Raw genomic sequence first — 18,251 nt, forward strand, 5'->3', positions numbered from 1 at the left:
GAGCCGGTCAGCAGGTCACGGTGCCATCGACAGGCCGCTCACGCGCAGCAGGCCGTCGGGGATGTTGCGCACGCCGGTGAGCTTGGGGTTGTAGGCCCACAGCCAGTTGCGGTGGTAGAGGTAGACGATGGGGCGTTCCTTCGTCACCCGCGCCGCGATCTGCTCGAAGACCTTCTTGCGCTCGGCCGGCTCGCGCAGCGAGCGCGACTGGTCGAGCAGCTTGTCGGTCTCGGCATCGCAGTAGCCGGTGTAGTTCAGCGGCTGCTTGCAGCCATGGAAGCTGAACAGGTTGCCGTCCGGGTCGGCACGGCCGCTCCACGACAGCACCAGCGCCTCGAAGTCGCCCTTGTCGGCCATGTTCAGCGAGGTCGCGAATTCGGTCGACTGGATCTTCACGTCGAAGCCGGCCTCGCGCGTCATGGCCTGCACCACCAGCGCGATGCGCTGCGCGTCGGACGTGGTCGGCGTCACCAGCGTGAAGCTCGGGTTGGGCACGCCGGCTTCCTTCAGCAGCGCCTTGGCGCGCGCGATGTCGCGCTTGGGCAGCGGCACGTTCTTCGCGTAATAGGCATTGCCCGGCGCGACCCACTGGTTGCCGGCCGTGGCCTCGTTGTCCATCACGACCTGCACCAGGCCCTGGCGATCGAGCGAGAGCTCGAAGGCTTCGCGAATGCGCGGGTCGCGTGCCAGCACGCTGGTCTTGGCCTTATCGCCCTTGGCCAGGTTCACCGTGATGCCCTGGTAGCCGATCTCGGTGATGCGCGAGGTCTTGAGCTTCTTCTCGGCCAGGATCTTCTCCATGTCGCTCGGCGCCACGCGCTCGATGAAGTCGAGCTGGCCCGAACGCAGGTTGGCCAGGCGCACGGTCGCGTCGGGTATCGGCGTGTAGACCACCTTGTCGAAGTGGATCGCGTCCTTGTTCCAGTACTGCGCATAGCGCTCGAGCACGATGCGGTCCTGCGCGATGCGCTCGGTGAACTTGAATGGGCCCGAGCACACCGGCTTGGTGCCGAACTTGTCGCCGGCCGCTTGCGCCGCCTTGGGCGACACCATCATCCCGGCGCGGTCTGCCAGTTGCGCGAGCAGCGGCGAGAACGGTGCCGACAGGTTGAGCCGCACCGTGGCCGCATCGATCACGTCGACGCTCGCCACCGGCGCGAGTTCGCCGCGACGCGCCGAGCCGGGCAGGTTCTTGTGGCGCTCGATGTTGAACTTGACCGCCGCCGCATCGAACTTCTCGCCATCGTGGAAGGTGACGCCGGGGCGCAGCTTCATCGTGAGCGCCTTGCTGTCGGCCGACCACTCATAGGCGGTGGCCAGCTGCGGCACGATATTGAGCTTGTCGTCGATGTCCAGCAGCTTGTCGCACAGCCCGCTGAACACGATGCGGCCGACGAAGCTGCGGGCCAGCGAGGGGTCGAGCACGTCGGGGTCTTCGGCCAGGCCGACGCGCAGCGTCTGGGCCTGCGCGGTCATCGGCACCAGCGGCAACAGCGGGGCCAGCGCGAGCAGCAGCGCCGGCAGGAAGGTGGGTTTAACGCGTTTCATGGGCGAGGTCTCCAGGAGAAGAAGGAACGACGAAGGCGGACTGCAGCCGTTCGAGCCGGCGTTGCAAGGGGGTGGGGGCGGCGCGGGCGGGCAGCACGGCCGGCGGCGAGATCTCGCGCCAGAAGTGGCAGGCCACCGACTGCGCGCCGGTGTCTTCGAGCTGCGGCGCCTGCTGCGAACACAGTTCGCGCGCATGCGGGCAGCGGGTGTGGAAGTGGCACCCCGTGGGCGGGTTCATCGGGCTGGGCACGTCGCCGGCCAGCACCATGCGCTCGCGCCGCACGCCGGGCTCGGGCAACGGGATGGCCGACAGCAGCGCCTGCGTGTACGGGTGCCGCGGTGCCGCGAAGAGAGAACGCTTGTCGCCGATCTCGACGATGCGGCCGAGGTACATCACGGCGATGCGCGTGGCGATGTGCTTGACTACCGCGAGGTCGTGCGCGATGAACATGTAGGCCAGCCCGTAGCGCCGCTGCAGGTCCTGCAACAGGTTCACCACCTGCGCCTGCACCGACACGTCGAGGGCGGACACGGCCTCGTCACAGACGATCAGCTTGGGCTCGACCGCCAGCGCCCGCGCGATGCCGATGCGCTGGCGCTGCCCGCCCGAGAACTCGTGCGCGTAGCGCTGCGCATGCTCGGGCGCCAGGCCCACGGTGTGCAGCAACTCGGCCACGCGCTCGCGATGTCGCCCCGTGTGCAGGCCGTGCAGCATCAGCGGTTCGGCCAGCGTCTGGCCCACCGTCATGCGCGGGTTCAGCGACGCGTACGGGTCCTGGAAGATGATCTGCATCTCGCGCCGACGGGCGCGCAGCGCGACGGCATCAAGCGTGCCGAGGAGCTTGCCGTCAAGGCGCACGTCGCCGACGGTCGGCTCGATCAGCCGCAGCACCAGCCGGCCCAGCGTCGACTTGCCGCAGCCCGATTCGCCGACCACGCCCAGCGTCTCGCCGCGTTCAATCCGCAGGTCGACGCCATCGACCGCGCGCACCGCGCCTTTCACGCGACCGAGCAGGCCGCGGCGCACCGGGAAGTGCTTGACCAGGCCGTCGACCTGCAGCAGGGGTGTCGTCGCTTCGCTCACGCAGCCACCGCCTCGGCGGCGTGCGCCATCAACACGTCGGGGTCGAGCGGCGCACGCCAGCAGGCGGAGCGATGCTGCGGCGCGACCTCGGTCAACACCGGGTCGTCTTCGCGGCACTTCGCGATGGCGAAGGGGCAGCGCTCCGCAAAGCTGCAGCCCGGCGGCCGACGCAGCGGGCTGGGCACCTGGCCCTCGATGGAAGCGAGGCGCGTGCGCTCGCCGTCGAGACGCGGGATCGAGCCCAGCAGGCCGATCGTGTACGGATGCTGCGGCGCGTCGAACAGCGCCTGCACCGGCGCCTGCTCCACCACACGGCCGGCGTACATCACGACCACTTCGTCCGCCACCTCGGCCACCACGCCCAGATCGTGCGTGATGAGGATGATGGCCGTGCCCGTCTCCTGCTGCAGCTCGCGCATCAGCTCGAGGATCTGCGCCTGGATGGTCACGTCCAGCGCGGTGGTGGGCTCGTCGGCGATCAGCAGGCGCGGATCGCAGGCCAGCGCCATCGCGATCATGGCGCGCTGGCGCATGCCGCCCGAGAGCTTGTGCGGGTGCTCGTGAAAACGCTGCTCGGGCGCCGGGATGCGCACCTTGCGCAGCATGGCGATGGCGCGCTCGGCGGCCTCGGCCCGGCCGATGCGCCGGTGCCGCATCAGCCCTTCGACGATCTGCTCGCCGATGGTGAAGACCGGGTTCAGCGAGGACATCGGCTCCTGGAAGATCATCGCCATGCCGTTGCCGCGCAGGTCCTGCATGTCGCGCTTGGACGCGCCGACCAGCTCGCGGCCCTCGAACACGATCGACCCGCCGCGGATGCGGCCGGGCGGGTTCGGCACCAGGCCCATGATCGACAGCGAGGTCACGCTCTTGCCGCACCCCGATTCGCCGACGATGGCCAGCGTGCGGCCGGCATCCACCGAAAAGCTGACGCCGTCGACCGCCGGGAATTCGCCATCGTCGGTCGTGAAATGCGTGCGCAGGTCGCGCACTTCGAGCAGGGCCGTCATGGGTCAGCGGGGTGTGGCGTGAAAGCGCTCGATGCGCGCTTCGATCTCGGCGCGGTCGATCACGCCGACGGGGTCGTGGCGGCCGGCCAGGCAGGCCATGAAGGGCTGGTAGCGCGTCAGGCTCGTGCGGTAGAGGCGCTGCAGTTCGATGATCGGCTCGGCGTGGTCGTCGACGCGCAGATCGAGCTGCGGGTAGTCCTCGTCCGTGTGGATGCGCAAGGCCGCGGCCTGCTTGCCGCGCTTGTCGCCGCCGGCCGCCTCGCCCGCCGCCATGGCGGCCAGCAGCCGTTCGGCCAGCGGCAGGCCCGCCGTGTCGCGGTACGCCTGGGCGGTCGCCTCGATCACCTGTGGGCCGGCGAGCATGTTGCCGGCGACGCTGAAGTCGTCGCCGATCAGGTGGCCGCACCAGTCGACACAGTGGTCGCCCGTCCACGCCACGGCCGGACCCGTGGCCGGGAGCACTTGCAGCTGGCGTTGCGCGCGCCCGGCGTCGGCCGATGTCAAGGCCTCGACGACTTCGGCGGCCGGACGACCGCCGCTCAGCAGGTCGAGGCCGGCGGGCCCGTACAGGGGGTTCATCAGCGCCTGCGTGGCGATGGCGCCGACGCCGCGCCGCGTGTGGACGCACAGCGCGCCGACGGCAAAGAAGCGGCTGGCGATCGCCACGCCGACATGCCCACGCGCGTCGCGGGCGAGGATCGACCAGGTCATCGCGCTCGGCGAACCGTCAGCCCCGGCCGGCTCATCGAGCCCGTCGCTTTTGCTGCAATGGCATATGTCTCTGGACGCATCGTGCACTCGTGGTGAAAAAACACGATCTTGTGTGCAAGAGCTGTGCCAAGCGCCTTGCCGCGCCCCCCCGGCATCGCCGCCTCGAGACAGACCGTCCGCCGAGCGATATGCTTCGCGGCTTCGCGACTGCGGAGGGTTCAGATGCTTCCCACGGTCATGGCGCTCATGGCGACCGTCGTCCTGCTCGTCTGGATGGGGTTCTTCATGATGGGCTCGCTGCCCCTGCTGGTGCTCAAGCACGACACCCCGCTGGACGCGCGCTTCATCCGGGGCCTGTTCGACGTCTACTACCTGGCCGTGATGCCGACCGCGAGCGCGGCAGCACTCAGCTATGCCTGGACCGGCAGACCGTTTTTCGCGCTGGGCATGGCCTGCATCGCGGCGCTGGCGTTCGCATTGCGCCGCTGGTTCATCATCCCGCGCATGGACGCCCTGCGCGGGACGGCCCCGGCCACCGACGCCGCAATCCTCCAGTTTCGCCGGCTTCACATCGCCGGGATGGTGCTCAACGTGGCGCAGCTCGCCGCCGTGGCCTGGGCGTTGACGCGGCTGGGTCTCTAACCCGGTACTGGCGCCGCGAAGTCGACGCGGAACGCCGTGCCAGGCGGGCGCACCGCATCGCCCACGCTCAGGCGCCAGCCATGCGCCATTGCGATCTCCTCGCAGATGGCCAGGCCCAGGCCGGCGCCTTCATGGGTGCTGCCCGGGCCACGCCAGAAGCGGGTGAAGAGTTTGGGCTTGTCGTCCTTAGCGATGCGCGGACCCGGATTGCGCACGCACAGGCCGCCCGCATCCAGGCGCACGGTCACGGTGTCGCCGGGCGCCGTGTGCTGGATCGCGTTCTCGACCAGGTTCTTGACGAGGATGAACAGCGCGCTGCCATCGGCCTGAAGGGGCACGGGCGCGGGCGGCGGCAGGTGGTCGACGTGCACGCCGTGGCGTTCGCCCAGGCGCGCCAGGTACGACACGGCGTCGGCCACGACGGTCGAGGCATCGCAGTCCTCGAAGGCGTAGTTGCGGGTTTCGCTGACCTCGGCCAGGTGCAGCAGCTGGTGCACCTGTCGCGCCATCAGGTCGACGTCCTTGAGCAGGTGCTCGCGGCCCGGCTGCGCAGCGATCTCGATTTCGGCCCGGATCAGCGCCAGCGGCGTCTTCAGCTCGTGCGCCGCCGATGCGAGAAATTCCTGCTGCACCCGGTAGCCCTTCTCGAGCCGCTCCAGCGCACTGTTGAAGGCGTCGATGAGCGGCGTCAGTTCGCTGGGCAAGCGCTGCGCGTCGAGCCGCGCCGTGAGGTTGCGCGGTGCGATGCCTGCCGCCACCGCGGAAGCGTCCCGCAGCGGCCGCAGGACGCGGCGCGACGTCCACAGCACGAGCAGGCAGAAGAAGAACACGCCCAGCACCATCGCGCCCACACCGGCCATGAGGGCGATCTTTCCGCCGTTGGTCACCAACAGCGAGACCATCCGTTCGCTGCGCGCGACCTGAACGATGTAGGTCTGGCCGTGTTGTCGCACGGTGGTGGTCAAGACGCGCAGCTTGACGCGGTCGATCGTCGTGCTGCTGTAGTGCGCCGCCGTATCGAGGGGCTCACGCTGCAGCGCCGTCAACGCAGGGCCGGCGGGCGACGCGAGCAGGGTGGCGCCCTGCGCATCCATCACGCGGTAGGCGACGTCCTTGGCCAGCCCGTCGTACATGTGGACGATCTTCTCCGGGAGTTCGACCGCCACCAGGCGGTCTGCCGCGTCGAAGACCATGCCTTCTTCCAGCCGCTCCACGTGGCTCGTGAGATCGTCGCGCACCAGCGAAGCGGCTGGCAGCGACATCACCACGGCGACGCCGGCCCCGATCACCGCCATCACGAGCAGCAGCGAGCCGACCGAGATGGTCAGCAGCTGGACCGTGAGGCTACGGGGCAACCGAAGCGGTGCGAAGCGCATAGCCGTGTCCCCGGACATTGACGATCTGCAGCGCGCTGCCGATGGCCAGCAGCTTCTTGCGCAGGCGATGCAGCGCGACATCCAGCGCGTTGGGCGTGACCGCCTCACCCAGGCCCCAGGCCGCGTTCTCGATGACGCTGCGGCGCACGATCAGGCCGGCGGCGCGCACCAGGCTCAGCATGATCTGGAGTTCCGCCGGTGCCAGCGAGATCGTTTCGTCGCCACAGGCCATGCAGGCGGCCTCCGGCCTCACCTGCAGGTCGGCGTAGGCCGGCGCCAGGCTGCGCAGCGCCGCGGGCCGGCGCATCAGCGCACGCACGCGCGCGACCAGCTCTTCCATCGCAAAGGGCTTGGGCAGGTAGTCGTCGGCGCCAGCCTCGAGCCCGGCCACGCGGTCGTGCAGCGCATCGCGCGCGGTGAGCATCAGGCAGGGCACGCGATGGCCGCCCTGCCGAAGGCGCTTGACCAGGTCGAGCCCGTCGCCGTCGGGCAGGCCGCGGTCGACCACCGCCACGGCATAGCCGCCGGCCATCAGTGCCGTGGCGGCCGAGTCGGCGCGGCCGAAGGTGTCGACCTCGATGCCCGAAGCCGCCAAGGCGCGGGCGATCAGTTCGCCCAGACGCGCATGGTCCTCGACCAGGGCCACACGGTTCATCGGCAGGGTTCTCGCGGCTTCAGAAGCGGTAAAGATAGCCGATGGCGACGGCCGGAACGGTCTTCTTGTCGACCAGCGGGCTGTCCTTGATCTCCTTGCCCAGCGTCGTGGCACTGAGGTCGAGGAAGAGCGACTGGTGCGCGTCGAGCACGTACGCCGTGCGCAGGCCGGCCTGGAAATTGACCGTCGACTTGCCGTCGTACGCGGCGCGCGACGCCGTGGCTTCGGCGCCGGTCACGCCGTAGTAGTAGTTGACGTACTTCTTATCGGCCCACAGCACCGACGCGCGCGGCGTGAAGACGAAGCGGCCGGCCGTGAAGCTGCGCTCGATGCCCAGCCGGGCCTGCGTGCCCTTGCTGTTGCCCGACACGTCGCCCAGCACCTCGAGCGACAGCTTGGCGAAGTCGGCGTTCCAGGTGGCGGCGCCGCCGACCCAGAAGCCGGCCTTGCGCTCGTCCATGCCGTAGAGGATGGGCGCGTCGTCGGCCTTGTAGCCATCGGCAAGCGCGTACTTGCCGCGCAGCGCGAAGGTGAACTGCTCGGTCTTGGCGAATTTCCAGTCGGCGGTCAGACCCGAGAGACGGAAGTACTCGCTGTCGTAGGTCAGCAGTGGCAGCAGCCGCTTGTTGTTGTCGATGCCGGTGTAGGGCAGGCGCTCGACGCCAGCGCCGATACCGAGTCCCCAGACACCGGGGGTTCCGGGTTTCCATTCCTGGGCAGCGACCGCGAAAGACACAGAGAGGGTGCACAGCGACAAGGCAAGGGGTGCGCAGCGGCGCAGGGATGGCAAGGGCATGGAATATCCAGGGGAAATGACAGAGGGCCGCATGGTCGCGGCGCCGGACTTACTGACGCCTTACCGGGCTTTCCGGTCGCGCCGGGATGGCGCACGGGGGAACGAAGGGCACACCACATCAACGCGAACATGCAAGGCTCCGGAACTCAAACCGGCATGCTCGGGCGGGCCGTCTTACCCCCGACTTACCGGCCGCCGCCTTTCAGTCCGGGACGAACTTCGCCTTGAACTTGGCCTCGTCGGCCGCGTCCTCGAAGGTGGCGAGCTGGCCAGCCTTGTTGTCCGCGATCCGATGGGCCGCGAACAGGCTGTAGCGGCCCTTCAGGTAGTAGCTCTCCATCTCGATGAACATGTACGGGTAGGGCACGAACACCTGGTGTGCGAACACCACCCGGTGCAGGTTGCGCGGGTTGGGAAAGAGCTTGTACTCCCCCGTGCTGATGGCTTGGGCGGTGGCCATGGCGCGCGCTCAGGCGGGGTCGCGCACGTCGGCGGTCGGCTTGCTGCCGAAGTCCGCGCGCGCGAGGTAGGCCAGCACCTTGCCGGCGGCCGTCGCGGGCGAATCGAGCAGGCCGTCGGCCTTGAGCTTCTCGAAGCGGCCGCGGTCGGGGAACAGCGCCGCATCGGTGCCGCGCATGGCGATCTGCATGTCGGTGTCGATCACACCGGGCGCGAGCGAGACGATCTTCGCGCCGTTGGAGCGCAGCGCCTCTTCCAGCGCGACGGCGCGCGAGAAGTGGTCCATGCCGGCCTTGGCGGCGCAGTACGGGGCCTGGCTGGCCATCGCGTTGCGGCCCAGGCCCGACGAGATGTTCAGCACCTTGCGCACGCCGCGCCAGTCGGCCGTGGCGCGCAGGAAGGCGGCCGTCAGCAGCAGCGGCGCTTCGAGGCCGATGCGCAGCGACTGCACGAGGTCGGTGGCGTCGGCCTTCTCGAGCGGGCCCAGGCGGCCGACCGTGCCGGCGTTGTTGATCAGCGTGACGCTGTCGAAGGCCGGTGCGTCCTGCTCCTTCAGCCAGGCGCCGACGCGCTCGGCGGCGGCTTCGGGTGCGGCCAGGTCGAAAGACCACTGCAGCAGCGTGGCACCGCCGGCCTTGGCTTTGTCGGCCAGTGCGTCGTCGGTCTTGCGCGAGATGCACACGAGCGTGTGGCCGGCGTCGAGCAGTTGCTCGGCCATGGCACGGCCCATGCCGCGGGAGGCGCCGGTGAGGAGGGTGAGATGCGTGGTGCTGTGCGACGTGCTCATTGCGTTTTGTCCTGAGGGAGAGAGGAGGAGGAAGTGGAATTCGGTGTGATCGCGCTGCTGCGCAGGGCCGCGAGGTCGAGCACGCGCAGGCCGCCGTACTCGACCTGGATCATGCCTTGTGCCTCGAGCGTGCGCAGCGCCTCGTTCACGCGCTGGCGCGACAGGCCGATCAGGTAGGCCAGCTCCTGCTGCGTGATGCGCAGCAGCTCGCCCACGCCGGGGAACAGCACCGGGTTGAACAACGCCGCCAGGTTGCGCGCCACACGCACGTCGGGGTTGTTCTGCCGGTCGGCCTCGCGCGCGGCGATGAACTGGCCGAGCCGCTCGTTGAGCTGGTTCATGACGAAGCGGTTGAAGCCGATGGAATGGTCGAGCAGCCAGTGGAAGTCGTCGATCGGCAGACCGGCCACCACACTGCGGCGCAGCGCCTGGATGTTGTAGCGGTAGGGCTCGCGCTTCATCGCCGTGCCCTCGCCGAACCAACCGCCGGGCGGCAGGCCGCTGTAGGTCATCGAGGTGCCGTCGGCGTTGTCGTTGCTCATCTTGAGCAGGCCTTCGACCACGCCGAACCAGTACGTCGGCGAGCCGCCGATGCGGCAGACCAGGTCGCCCGGCTCCGCCTCGCCGACCACCAGGGCGGCCTCGGTGCGGCGGCGCTCGGTAGCGCTCAGGGCGTCGAGCCAGGGGATGTTGCGCAGTTCGTCCGGCCGCGCGGCGCGGGCACGGTCACGGATGGCGTTGCGCCCGCGATCGGCATGAACCATCGGGAAAGTCCGGGGGAGTGGTGACCCTAGGATTGTCGTTGGAACGACAACTTGGCGTCAAAGCGAAGCCTACAGTCCGCCCATCGTGAACCTTCGCACACCGGTCCCCCCTGCCGCCGACACCTTTCCTCGCCTGCTGCTCGCTCACGCGGCACAGCAGCCCGACGCGCCGGCGGTGCGCGAAAAAGATCTCGGCATCTGGCAGACCTGGACCTGGGCCGACGCTGCACAGGCCGTGCGCGAGATGGCCTGCGGCCTGGCGAGCCTGGGCTTCAGACCCTTCGACAACCTGGCCATCGTCGGCGCCAACCGGCCGCACCTGTACATGGCGGTGGTCGCGGCGCAGAGCCTGCGCGGCGTGCCGGTGCCGCTCTACCAGGACGCGGTCGCGGCAGAGATGGTCTTCATGCTGGGCGATGCCTCGATCGAGTTCGTGATTGCCGAAGACCAGGAGCAGGTCGACAAGCTGCTCGAGTGCCGCGAACTGCAGCAGGCGGAGGGCCAGGCCCACGCCGTCCGCCACATCATCTACGACGACCCGCGCGGCCTGCGCCACTACACGCAGCCGGGGTTGATGAGCTTCGAGCAGCTGCGCGAACGCGGGCGCGCCTTCGAAGCCCTGAACCGCGGGTTCTACGACGCGGCCGTGGCCAGCGGTGTGAGCACCGATGTCGGCGTGATCCTCTACACCTCCGGCACCACCGGTCGGCCCAAGGGCGTGTGCCAGACGCATGCGAGCTTCATCGCGGCGGGCCACGGCGGCGTGGTCACCGACAGGCTCGGCCCGGGCGACAACATCATGAGCTACCTGCCGATGGCGTGGGTGGGCGACCACCTGTTCTCGGTGGCGCAATGGCTGGTCGGCGGCTTCACGCTCAACTGCCCCGAGTCGGCCGCCACCGTGATGAACGACATGCGCGAGATCGGCCCGAGCTACTACTTCGGCCCGCCGCGCACCTTCGAGGGGCTGCTGACCGCCGTGTCGATCCGCATGGAAGACGCGGCTGCCCCCAAGCGCTGGCTGTATGCGAAGGCCATGGCGCTGGCGCAGCGCGTGGGCGCCGACATCCTGAACGGCGCGCCGGTGGGCGCCCTCGACCGCTTCAAGTACGCGCTGGGCAACCTGTTCATCTACGGACCGCTGCGCAACGTGCTGGGCATGAGCCGCATCCGCGTGGCCTACACGGCGGGCGCGGCCATCGGGCCGGACCTGTTCCGCTTCTACCGCTCCATCGGCGTCAACCTCAAGCAGTTCTACGGCCAGACCGAGACCTGCGCCTACGTCTGCCTGCAGCAGGACGGCAAGGTCAAGCTGCAGACGGTCGGCACCGCGGCGCCGGGCATGGAACTGCGCATCGCCGACAACGGCGAGGTGCTGGTGCGCGGCGTGTCGGTGCTCAAGGAGTACTACAAGCGCCCCGACGCCACGGCCGAGGTGCTCGATGCCGACGGCTACTTCCACACCGGCGACGCCGGCGTGCTCGACAGCGAAGGCCACCTGCGCATCATCGACCGCGCCAAGGACGTCGGCCGCCTGCACGGCGGCGCGATGTTCGCGCCCAACTACATCGAGAACAAGCTGAAGTTCTTCCCGCAGATCAAGGAAGCCGTGTGCTTCGGCGATGCGCGCGACCAGGTCTGCGCCTTCATCAACATCGACTACGAAGCGGTCGGCAACTGGGCCGAGCGGCGCGGCCTGGCTTACGGCGGCTATGTCGACCTGGCGGGCAAGCCCGAGGTGCTGACGCTGATCGCGGACTGCGTGCAGAAGGTGAATGCCGACCTGGCCGCCGAGACCGGCATGGCCGACACGCAGATCGCCCGCTTCCTGGTGCTGCACAAGGAGCTCGACCCCGACGACGACGAGATGACCCGCACGCGCAAGGTGCGGCGCGGCTTCGTCGCGCAGAAATACGCGGTGCTGGTCGATGCACTGTACGACGGCAAGGCCGCGCAGTTCATCGAGACGCAGGTGAAGTTCGAGGACGGCCGCACCGGCTCGGTCAGCGCGACGCTGCCGATCGTCGATGCGAAGCGTTATCCCGAAGTGAAGGCCGCTGCATGAGCGATCGAAAAACCGGCGACGTCATCCTCGACGTCCAGAACATCAGCCTGAGCTTTGGCGGCGTGAAAGCGCTGACGGACATCAGCTTCGACGTGCGCGAGCACGAGGTGCGCGCCATCATCGGCCCGAACGGCGCGGGCAAGAGCTCGATGCTCAACTGCATCAATGGCGTGTACCAGCCGCAGCAGGGCTCCATCACCTTCCGCGGCCAGGTCTTCAAGCACATGAACTCTCGCCAAGTGGCGCAGATGGGCGTGGCGCGAACGTTCCAGAACCTCGCGCTCTTCAAGGGCATGAGCGCGCTCGACAACATCATGACGGGCCGCAACCTGCAGATGAAGAGCGGCCTGCTCGCGCAAGCTTTCCGCAATCCCTTCGGCTGGGGCTCGGCAGAACGCGAGGAGTTGCAGCAGCGCGAGTTCGTCGAACGCATCATCGACTTCCTCGAGATCCAGGCCTTTCGCAAGACGCCGGTGGGCCAGCTGCCCTACGGCCTGCAGAAGCGCGTCGACCTCGGCCGCGCGCTGGCGATGGAGCCGCAGGTGCTGCTGCTCGACGAGCCGATGGCCGGCATGAACGTGGAAGAAAAGCAGGACATGAGTCGCTTCATCCTCGACGTGAACGACGAGTTCGGCACGACCATCGTCCTGATCGAGCACGACATGGGCGTGGTGATGGACATCTCCGACCGCGTGGTGGTGCTCGACTACGGCAAGAAGATCGGCGACGGCACGCCCGATGAAGTCCGCAACAACGAAGACGTGATCCGGGCATACCTGGGCGTGGAACATTGACCATGGGCTTTTTCCTCGAAACCCTGTTCGGCGGCCTGATGGTCGGCATGCTGTACGCGCTGGTCGCGCTCGGCTTCGTGCTGATCTTCAAGGCTTCCGGCGTCTTCAACTTCGCGCAGGGCGCGATGGTGCTGTTCGCCGCGCTGGCCATGGCGCGCTTCTCGGAATGGTTCCCGCAGTGGTTCCATTTCGACAACAAGCTGCTGGCGAACGTGCTCGGCTTCATCGCGGCCGCGCTGTGCATGGTGGTGGTGGCCTGGGCGGTCGAGCGCTTCGCGCTGCGGCGACTGGTCAACCAGGAAGGCATCACGCTCTTGATGGCGACGCTGGGCATCGCCAACGTGCTCGACGGCGGCGGCCAGCTGATCTTCGGCAGCGCCACCTACAAGATCGACATCGGCATGCCGAAAGACCCGATGCTGGTGCTGGAGAACGTGTTCGAAGGTGGCCTGCTGCTCAACAAGGAAGACCTGTACGCCGCGGTCGCTGCGGCGGCGCTGGTCGCGCTGCTCACCCTCTTCTTCCAGAAGACCCGCACCGGCCGCGCGCTCCGTGCGGTGGCCGACGACCACCAGGCGGCGCAATCGATCGGCATCCCGCTCGGGCGCATCTGGGTCATCGTGTGGTCGGTGGGCGGGCTCGTCGCACTGGTGGCCGGGATCATCTGGGGCAGCAAGCTGGGCGTGCAGTACTCGATCTCGCTGGTGGCGCTGAAGGCCTTCCCTGTCGTGATCCTTGGCGGGCTCACCTCGGTGCCGGGCGCGATCCTGGGCGGTCTGATCATCGGCGTGGGAGAGAAGCTCTCCGAGATCTACCTCGGCCCGTATGTGGGCGGCGGCATCGAGAACTGGTTCGCCTACGTGCTCGCACTCGCCGTGCTGCTGATTCGTCCACAAGGACTGTTCGGCGACAAGATCATCGACCGCGTCTGAAGCAACCGACACCATGTTCTACAGAGAAAACGGTCAATTCAAGAGCAGCTACCGCGCGGACCTGGCGCTGTTCCCGATCGCGCAGGACCGCTGGGCCATGCTGGCGCTGGCGGCGATCTGCTTCGTCGCGGTGCCGATGCTCGTGAGCGACTACGCCTTCCGCGCGGTGCTCATTCCCTTCCTCATCCTCGCGCTGGCAGCCATCGGCCTCAACGTCCTGGTGGGCTACTGCGGCCAGATCTCGCTGGGCACTGGCGCCTTCATGGCCGTGGGTGCCTACGCGGCCTACAACCTGCAGGTGCGCATCGACGGCATGCCGCTGGTGCTGTCGATCCTCGGCGGCGGGGTGGCGGCGATGGCGTTGGGTGTTGTCTTCGGCATTCCGAGCCTGCGCATCCGCGGGCTGTACCTGGCGGTGGCGACGCTGGCCGCGCAGTTCTTCATCGACTGGTTTACCAACCGCGTGAAGTGGGTGACCAACGACTCGCCTTCGGGCTCGGTGGGCGTGCGCTCGTTGCAGATGCTGGGCTATGAGTTCAGTACCCCGGTGCAGAAGTACCTGCTGTGCCTGTGCTTCGTGGTGGTGTTCGGCATGCTCGCGAAGAACCTGGTGCGCGGCGCCATCGGCCGCGAATGGATGGCGATGCGCGACATGGACGTGGCGGCCGCCGTCATCGGCATCCGGCCGGTCTACGCCAAGCTGACGGCCTTCGCGGTCAGCAGCTTCATCGTCGGCGTGGCCGGTGCGCTGTGGGGCTTCGTGCACCTCGGTGCGTGGGAGCCGGCGGCCTTCGGCATCGAGAAGTCGTTTCAGCTGCTGTTCATGATCATCATCGGCGGGCTGGGGTCGATCGCCGGCTGCTTCTTCGGCGCGGCGTTCATCGTGCTGCTGCCGCTCTTGCTGAACTACGTGCCGCACTGGCTCGGTCTGCCGATCTCGACGGCGACGGCGTCGCACCTGGAACACATGATCTTCGGCGCGCTGATCGTGTTCTTCCTGATCGTCGAGCCGCACGGCCTGGCGCGGCTGTGGTCGACCGCGCGGCAGAAGCTGCGGCTCTGGCCCTTCCCACACTGATCCCCCATTGATTTCCGTTCCCGCACACACCGTGCTCATTACAAGGAGACAAGCCATGCAATTCAGGAATCTCGCACGCACCGCGGCGCTCGCCGCTGCGGGGCTTTCGATGGTCGTCGCAGGCACGCTCGCGCAGGCCCAGCCGGCCGAGCAGTTCGTGCCGCTCTTGGTCTACCGCACCGGTCAGTTCGCGCCGCTGGGCATCCCCTGGGCCGACGGCAAGCAGGACTACCTGAAGCTGGTGAACGCGCGCGACGGCGGCGTCAACGGCGTGAAGCTGACCTTCGAGGAATGCGAATTCGCGTACGACGCGGCCAAGGGGGTGGAGTGCTACGAACGCCTGAAGGGCAAGGGCACGGGCGCCTCGGGCTTCGACACGCAATCGACCGGCGTGACCTTCGCGGTGAGCGACAAGGCCATCGTCGACAAGATCCCGGTGGAGACGACCGGCTACGGCCTCTCGCAATCGGCCGACGGCACGGTGTTCGAGTGGAACTTCCCGCTGTTGGGCACCTACTGGACCGCGGCCGACGTGATGATGCAGGACATCGGGAAGAAGGAAAAAGGCAACCTCAAGGGCAAGAAGATCGCGCTGGTCTACCACGACTCGCCCTACGGCAAGGAACCGATCGCGCTGCTGCAGAAGCGGGCCGCCGCGCAGGGCTTCGAGCTGGCGCTGTTCCCGGTCACGCCGCCCGGCGTGGAGCAGAAATCGGTGTGGCTGCAGATCCGCCAGCAGAAGCCCGACTACGTGCTGTTCTGGTCGGCCGGCGTGATGACGCCCGCCGGCATCCGCGAGGCCCAGGCCAGCGGCTACCCGCGCGAGAAGATCTATGCGGTGTGGTGGGCCGGCTCCGACCACGACGTGAAGGACATCGGCGCCGGCGCCAAGGGCTACAACGCGATCACCATCCACAACAGTGCGGCCAAGGACAAGGTGCACGACGAGCTCAAGAAGGCCGTGTACGACAAGGGCCAGGGGACAGGACCGGCCGACAGCATCGGCTCGCTGGCCCACACCCGCGGCATGATGATTTCGATGCTGCAGGTGGAAGCCATCCGCGCCGCGCAGGAGAAGTACGGCAAGGGCAAGTCGCTCACGCCCGAGCAGGTGCGCTGGGGCTTCGAGAACCTGAACCTCACGGCCGACAAGCTCAAGGCACTGGGCTTCGGCGAGATCATGCGGCCGGTGAAGACCTCGTGCGCCAACCACATGGGTGATGACTGGGCGCGCATCGTCCAGTGGGACGGCAGCAAGTGGGAGATCAAGCCCGACTGGTACCAGTCCGACAAGAGCTTCATCGACCCGCTGGTGAAGGAGTACGCGGCCAAGTACGCGAAGGACAAGAACATCAAGCCGCGGACCTGCTGATCGGCCTCTTGCGTGCCGGCTCGCGAGAGCCGGCATGCGAAAGGCTCGCCGCATCGGCGCCTTTCGCATGCTTCGGACACCACCATGAGCGAACCCAACATCCTTCTCAACGTCAACGGCATCGAGGTCATCTACAACCACGTGATCCTGGTGCTCAAGGGCGTGTCGCTGACAGTGCCCGAAGGCGGCATCGTGGCGCTGCTCGGCGGCAACGGCGCGGGCAAGACCACCACGCTGCGCGCCGTGAGCAACCTGCTCGCGGGCGAACGTGGCGCGGTGACCAAGGGCACGATCGAGCTGCGCGGCGAACGCATCGAGGCGCTCACGCCCTCGGCGCTGGTGCAACGCGGCCTGGTGCAGGTGATGGAAGGCCGCCACTGCTTTGCGCACCTCTCCATCGAGGACAACCTGCTGACCGGCGCCTACACACGCACCGACGGCAAGGCCGCGGTGGCCCAGACGCTGGAGAAGGTCTACGCCTATTTCCCGCGGCTGAAGACGCGGCGCACCTCGCAGGCGGCCTACACCTCGGGCGGCGAGCAGCAGATGTGCGCCATCGGCCGCGCGCTGATGGCCAACCCGACGATGGTGCTGCTCGACGAGCCGTCGATGGGCCTGGCGCCGCAGATCGTCGAGGAGGTCTTCGCCATCGTGAAGGACCTCAACGAGAAAGAGCGCGTGACCTTTCTGCTGGCCGAGCAGAACACCAACATGGCGCTGCGCTTCGCGGACTACGGCTACATCCTCGAGAACGGCCGCATCGTGATGGACGGCGAAGCGAAGAGCCTGCGCGAGAACGAGGATGTCAAGGAGTTCTACCTGGGTGTCGGCGGTGGCGACCGAAAGAGCTTCAAGGACGTGAAGAGCTACAAGCGCAGGAAACGGTGGTTGGCATGAGCGACTTCTACGACCGACTCGAAGTGCGCGACCCGGCCGAGCGCGAGGCCGATCTGCTGGCAGCGCTGCCCAAGCAATTGGTGCATGCGCAGACGGCAGCGCCGGCCTTCGCCGAGATCCTCTCGGGCATCGATTGCGCCGCTGTCACCAACCGCGAGGCGCTCGCGCGTCTGCCGGTCACGCGCAAGTCGGAACTGCTGGAGCGCCAGAAGCAGCAGCGCGCGAGCGATCCCTTCGGCGGCTTCAGCGCCACGGTGCGCGGCCCGGCGATGCTGCGCGTGTTCGCCAGCCCCGGCACCATCTACGAGCCTGAGGGCGCAAGCCGCGACTACTGGCGCACGGCACGCGCGTTGTACGCCGCGGGCTTTCGCAGCGGCGACCTGCTGCACAACAGCTTCAGCTACCACATGACGCCGGCCGGCGCGATTCTGGAAAGCGGTGCGCACGCGTTGGGCTGCACCGTGTTCCCCGGCGGCACCGGGCAAACGGAGCAACAACTCGACGCCATGGTCGAGCTGCGGCCCGATGGCTACATCGGCACGCCGAGCTTCCTGCGCATCCTGCTGGAGAAGGCCGCGGCGTCGAACCTGCCACTCCCCAGCCTGACCCGCGCGCTGCTGTCGGGCGAAGCCTTCCCGCCGAGCCTGCGCGACTGGTTGGCCGAGCGCGGCATCGACGGCAAGCAGTGCTACGCCACCGCCGACCTGGGCCTGATCGCCTACGAAACCAGCGCGCGCGAAGGGCTGGTGCTCGACGAGGGCGTGCTGCTGGAGATCGTGCGCCCCGGCACCGGCGACCCGGTCCCCGACGGCGAGGTCGGTGAAGTGGTCGTGACCACCTTCAACCGCGACTACCCGCTGGTGCGCTTCGGCACCGGCGACCTGTCGGCGGTGCTGCCGGGCCCCTGCCCCACGGGCCGCACCAATACCCGCATCAAGGGCTGGATGGGCCGCGCCGATCAGACGACCAAGGTGCGCGGCATGTTCGTGCACCCGGGCCAGGTCGCCAACGTGGTCAAGCGCTTCCCAGAGATCGTGCGTGCTCGCCTGGTGGTGGAAGGCGAGATGGCCGAAGACCGCATGACGCTGAAGGTGGAAGCCGCCGCGCAGGAGGGCCTTGCGCCGCGCATCGCCGACGCGGTGCGAGAGCTGACCAAACTGCGCTGCGCAGTCGAACTGCTGACGCCGGGCATGCTGCCCAACGACGGCAAGGTGATCGAGGACGCGCGCAGCTACAAGTAGGCGCGACGCCGGGCAGCATGAACGTGCTGGCGCGTAAGAA

The 18,251-nt window shown here is 68.1% G+C and carries 18 protein-coding genes; 8 read left to right on the forward strand and 10 right to left on the reverse strand.

The window, feature by feature from the left end; translation table 11 throughout:
* Positions 1 to 15: 15 nt before the first annotated feature.
* The 4 genes from ACSFA2_RS12260 to ACSFA2_RS12275 are packed head-to-tail and all read right to left on the reverse strand — an operon-like array spanning position 16 to position 4,353.
* The gene (locus ACSFA2_RS12260) at positions 16 to 1,548 is read right to left on the reverse strand and encodes an ABC transporter substrate-binding protein (protein WP_435455613.1); all 1,533 of its coding nucleotides are present in this window, start codon (positions 1,546 to 1,548) and stop codon (positions 16 to 18) included.
* Positions 1,535 to 2,632 carry an ABC transporter ATP-binding protein gene (locus ACSFA2_RS12265; RefSeq protein WP_435455614.1) on the reverse strand — a complete coding sequence of 366 codons (1,098 nt, stop codon included), beginning with the start codon at positions 2,630 to 2,632 and terminating at the stop codon, positions 1,535 to 1,537. Before ACSFA2_RS12265 ends, ACSFA2_RS12260 begins: the two co-directional genes overlap by 14 nt.
* Positions 2,629 to 3,642, reverse strand: coding sequence for an ABC transporter ATP-binding protein (locus ACSFA2_RS12270; RefSeq protein ID WP_435455615.1), 1,014 nt, complete (start codon positions 3,640 to 3,642; stop codon positions 2,629 to 2,631). Before ACSFA2_RS12270 ends, ACSFA2_RS12265 begins: the two co-directional genes overlap by 4 nt.
* A 3-nt stretch (positions 3,643 to 3,645) precedes the next feature.
* Entirely contained in the window at positions 3,646 to 4,353 is a 708-nt protein-coding gene (locus tag ACSFA2_RS12275; protein ID WP_435455616.1) for a DUF1028 domain-containing protein, read from the reverse strand.
* A gap of 222 nt (positions 4,354 to 4,575) precedes the next feature.
* On the opposite strand from ACSFA2_RS12275, the gene ACSFA2_RS12280 reads away from it, so the two are divergent.
* Positions 4,576 to 4,995 carry a hypothetical protein gene (locus ACSFA2_RS12280; protein ID WP_435455617.1) on the forward strand — a complete coding sequence of 140 codons (420 nt, stop codon included), beginning with the start codon at positions 4,576 to 4,578 and terminating at the stop codon, positions 4,993 to 4,995.
* On the opposite strand, the gene ACSFA2_RS12285 is transcribed toward ACSFA2_RS12280, so the two are convergent.
* The 6 genes from ACSFA2_RS12285 to ACSFA2_RS12310 all read right to left on the reverse strand — a co-directional run bounded on the left by ACSFA2_RS12285 (position 4,992) and on the right by ACSFA2_RS12310 (position 9,832).
* Positions 4,992 to 6,350 (reverse strand): sensor histidine kinase, encoded by a 1,359-nt coding sequence (locus ACSFA2_RS12285; RefSeq protein WP_435455618.1) that lies wholly within the window; start codon positions 6,348 to 6,350, stop codon positions 4,992 to 4,994. The two genes, ACSFA2_RS12280 and ACSFA2_RS12285, sit on opposite strands and share 4 nt — an antisense overlap.
* A complete protein-coding gene (locus ACSFA2_RS12290) occupies positions 6,340 to 7,026 on the reverse strand; it encodes a response regulator transcription factor (protein ID WP_435455619.1) in 687 nt (228 codons plus the stop codon). The genes ACSFA2_RS12285 and ACSFA2_RS12290 overlap by 11 nt, the downstream gene beginning before the upstream one ends.
* Before the next feature lie 19 nt (positions 7,027 to 7,045).
* The gene (locus ACSFA2_RS12295) at positions 7,046 to 7,822 is read right to left on the reverse strand and encodes a MipA/OmpV family protein (protein ID WP_435455620.1); all 777 of its coding nucleotides are present in this window, start codon (positions 7,820 to 7,822) and stop codon (positions 7,046 to 7,048) included.
* A gap of 202 nt (positions 7,823 to 8,024) precedes the next feature.
* Positions 8,025 to 8,282, reverse strand: coding sequence for a hypothetical protein (locus tag ACSFA2_RS12300; RefSeq protein ID WP_435455621.1), 258 nt, complete (start codon positions 8,280 to 8,282; stop codon positions 8,025 to 8,027).
* 9 nt (positions 8,283 to 8,291) lie between these two features.
* Entirely contained in the window at positions 8,292 to 9,068 is a 777-nt protein-coding gene (locus ACSFA2_RS12305) for an SDR family NAD(P)-dependent oxidoreductase (protein ID WP_435455622.1), read from the reverse strand.
* Positions 9,065 to 9,832 carry a Crp/Fnr family transcriptional regulator gene (locus tag ACSFA2_RS12310; protein ID WP_435455623.1) on the reverse strand — a complete coding sequence of 256 codons (768 nt, stop codon included), beginning with the start codon at positions 9,830 to 9,832 and terminating at the stop codon, positions 9,065 to 9,067. The genes ACSFA2_RS12305 and ACSFA2_RS12310 overlap by 4 nt, the downstream gene beginning before the upstream one ends.
* Before the next feature lie 85 nt (positions 9,833 to 9,917).
* Between ACSFA2_RS12310 and ACSFA2_RS12315 the strand changes: the two genes are divergently transcribed.
* The 7 genes from ACSFA2_RS12315 to ACSFA2_RS12345 all read left to right on the forward strand — a co-directional run bounded on the left by ACSFA2_RS12315 (position 9,918) and on the right by ACSFA2_RS12345 (position 18,211).
* A complete protein-coding gene (locus tag ACSFA2_RS12315; RefSeq protein ID WP_435455624.1) occupies positions 9,918 to 11,897 on the forward strand; it encodes an AMP-dependent synthetase/ligase in 1,980 nt (659 codons plus the stop codon).
* Positions 11,894 to 12,691, forward strand: coding sequence for an ABC transporter ATP-binding protein (locus ACSFA2_RS12320; protein ID WP_140840838.1), 798 nt, complete (start codon positions 11,894 to 11,896; stop codon positions 12,689 to 12,691). The genes ACSFA2_RS12315 and ACSFA2_RS12320 overlap by 4 nt, the downstream gene beginning before the upstream one ends.
* Before the next feature lie 2 nt (positions 12,692 to 12,693).
* Positions 12,694 to 13,623 carry a branched-chain amino acid ABC transporter permease gene (locus ACSFA2_RS12325; protein WP_435455625.1) on the forward strand — a complete coding sequence of 310 codons (930 nt, stop codon included), beginning with the start codon at positions 12,694 to 12,696 and terminating at the stop codon, positions 13,621 to 13,623.
* Between the two features lie 13 nt (positions 13,624 to 13,636).
* Positions 13,637 to 14,701 (forward strand): branched-chain amino acid ABC transporter permease, encoded by a 1,065-nt coding sequence (locus ACSFA2_RS12330; RefSeq protein WP_435455626.1) that lies wholly within the window; start codon positions 13,637 to 13,639, stop codon positions 14,699 to 14,701.
* A gap of 55 nt (positions 14,702 to 14,756) precedes the next feature.
* Positions 14,757 to 16,073 (forward strand): ABC transporter substrate-binding protein, encoded by a 1,317-nt coding sequence (locus ACSFA2_RS12335; protein WP_435455627.1) that lies wholly within the window; start codon positions 14,757 to 14,759, stop codon positions 16,071 to 16,073.
* Positions 16,074 to 16,157: 84 nt separating this feature from the next.
* Positions 16,158 to 16,970 (forward strand): ABC transporter ATP-binding protein, encoded by an 813-nt coding sequence (locus ACSFA2_RS12340; RefSeq protein WP_435455628.1) that lies wholly within the window; start codon positions 16,158 to 16,160, stop codon positions 16,968 to 16,970.
* Positions 16,967 to 18,211, forward strand: coding sequence for a phenylacetate--CoA ligase family protein (locus tag ACSFA2_RS12345; protein ID WP_435455629.1), 1,245 nt, complete (start codon positions 16,967 to 16,969; stop codon positions 18,209 to 18,211). The genes ACSFA2_RS12340 and ACSFA2_RS12345 overlap by 4 nt, the downstream gene beginning before the upstream one ends.
* Positions 18,212 to 18,251 lie beyond the last annotated feature (40 nt).

Source organism: Variovorax cryoconiti (assembly GCF_051216395.1).
Lineage (GTDB): Bacteria > Pseudomonadota > Gammaproteobacteria > Burkholderiales > Burkholderiaceae_C > Variovorax.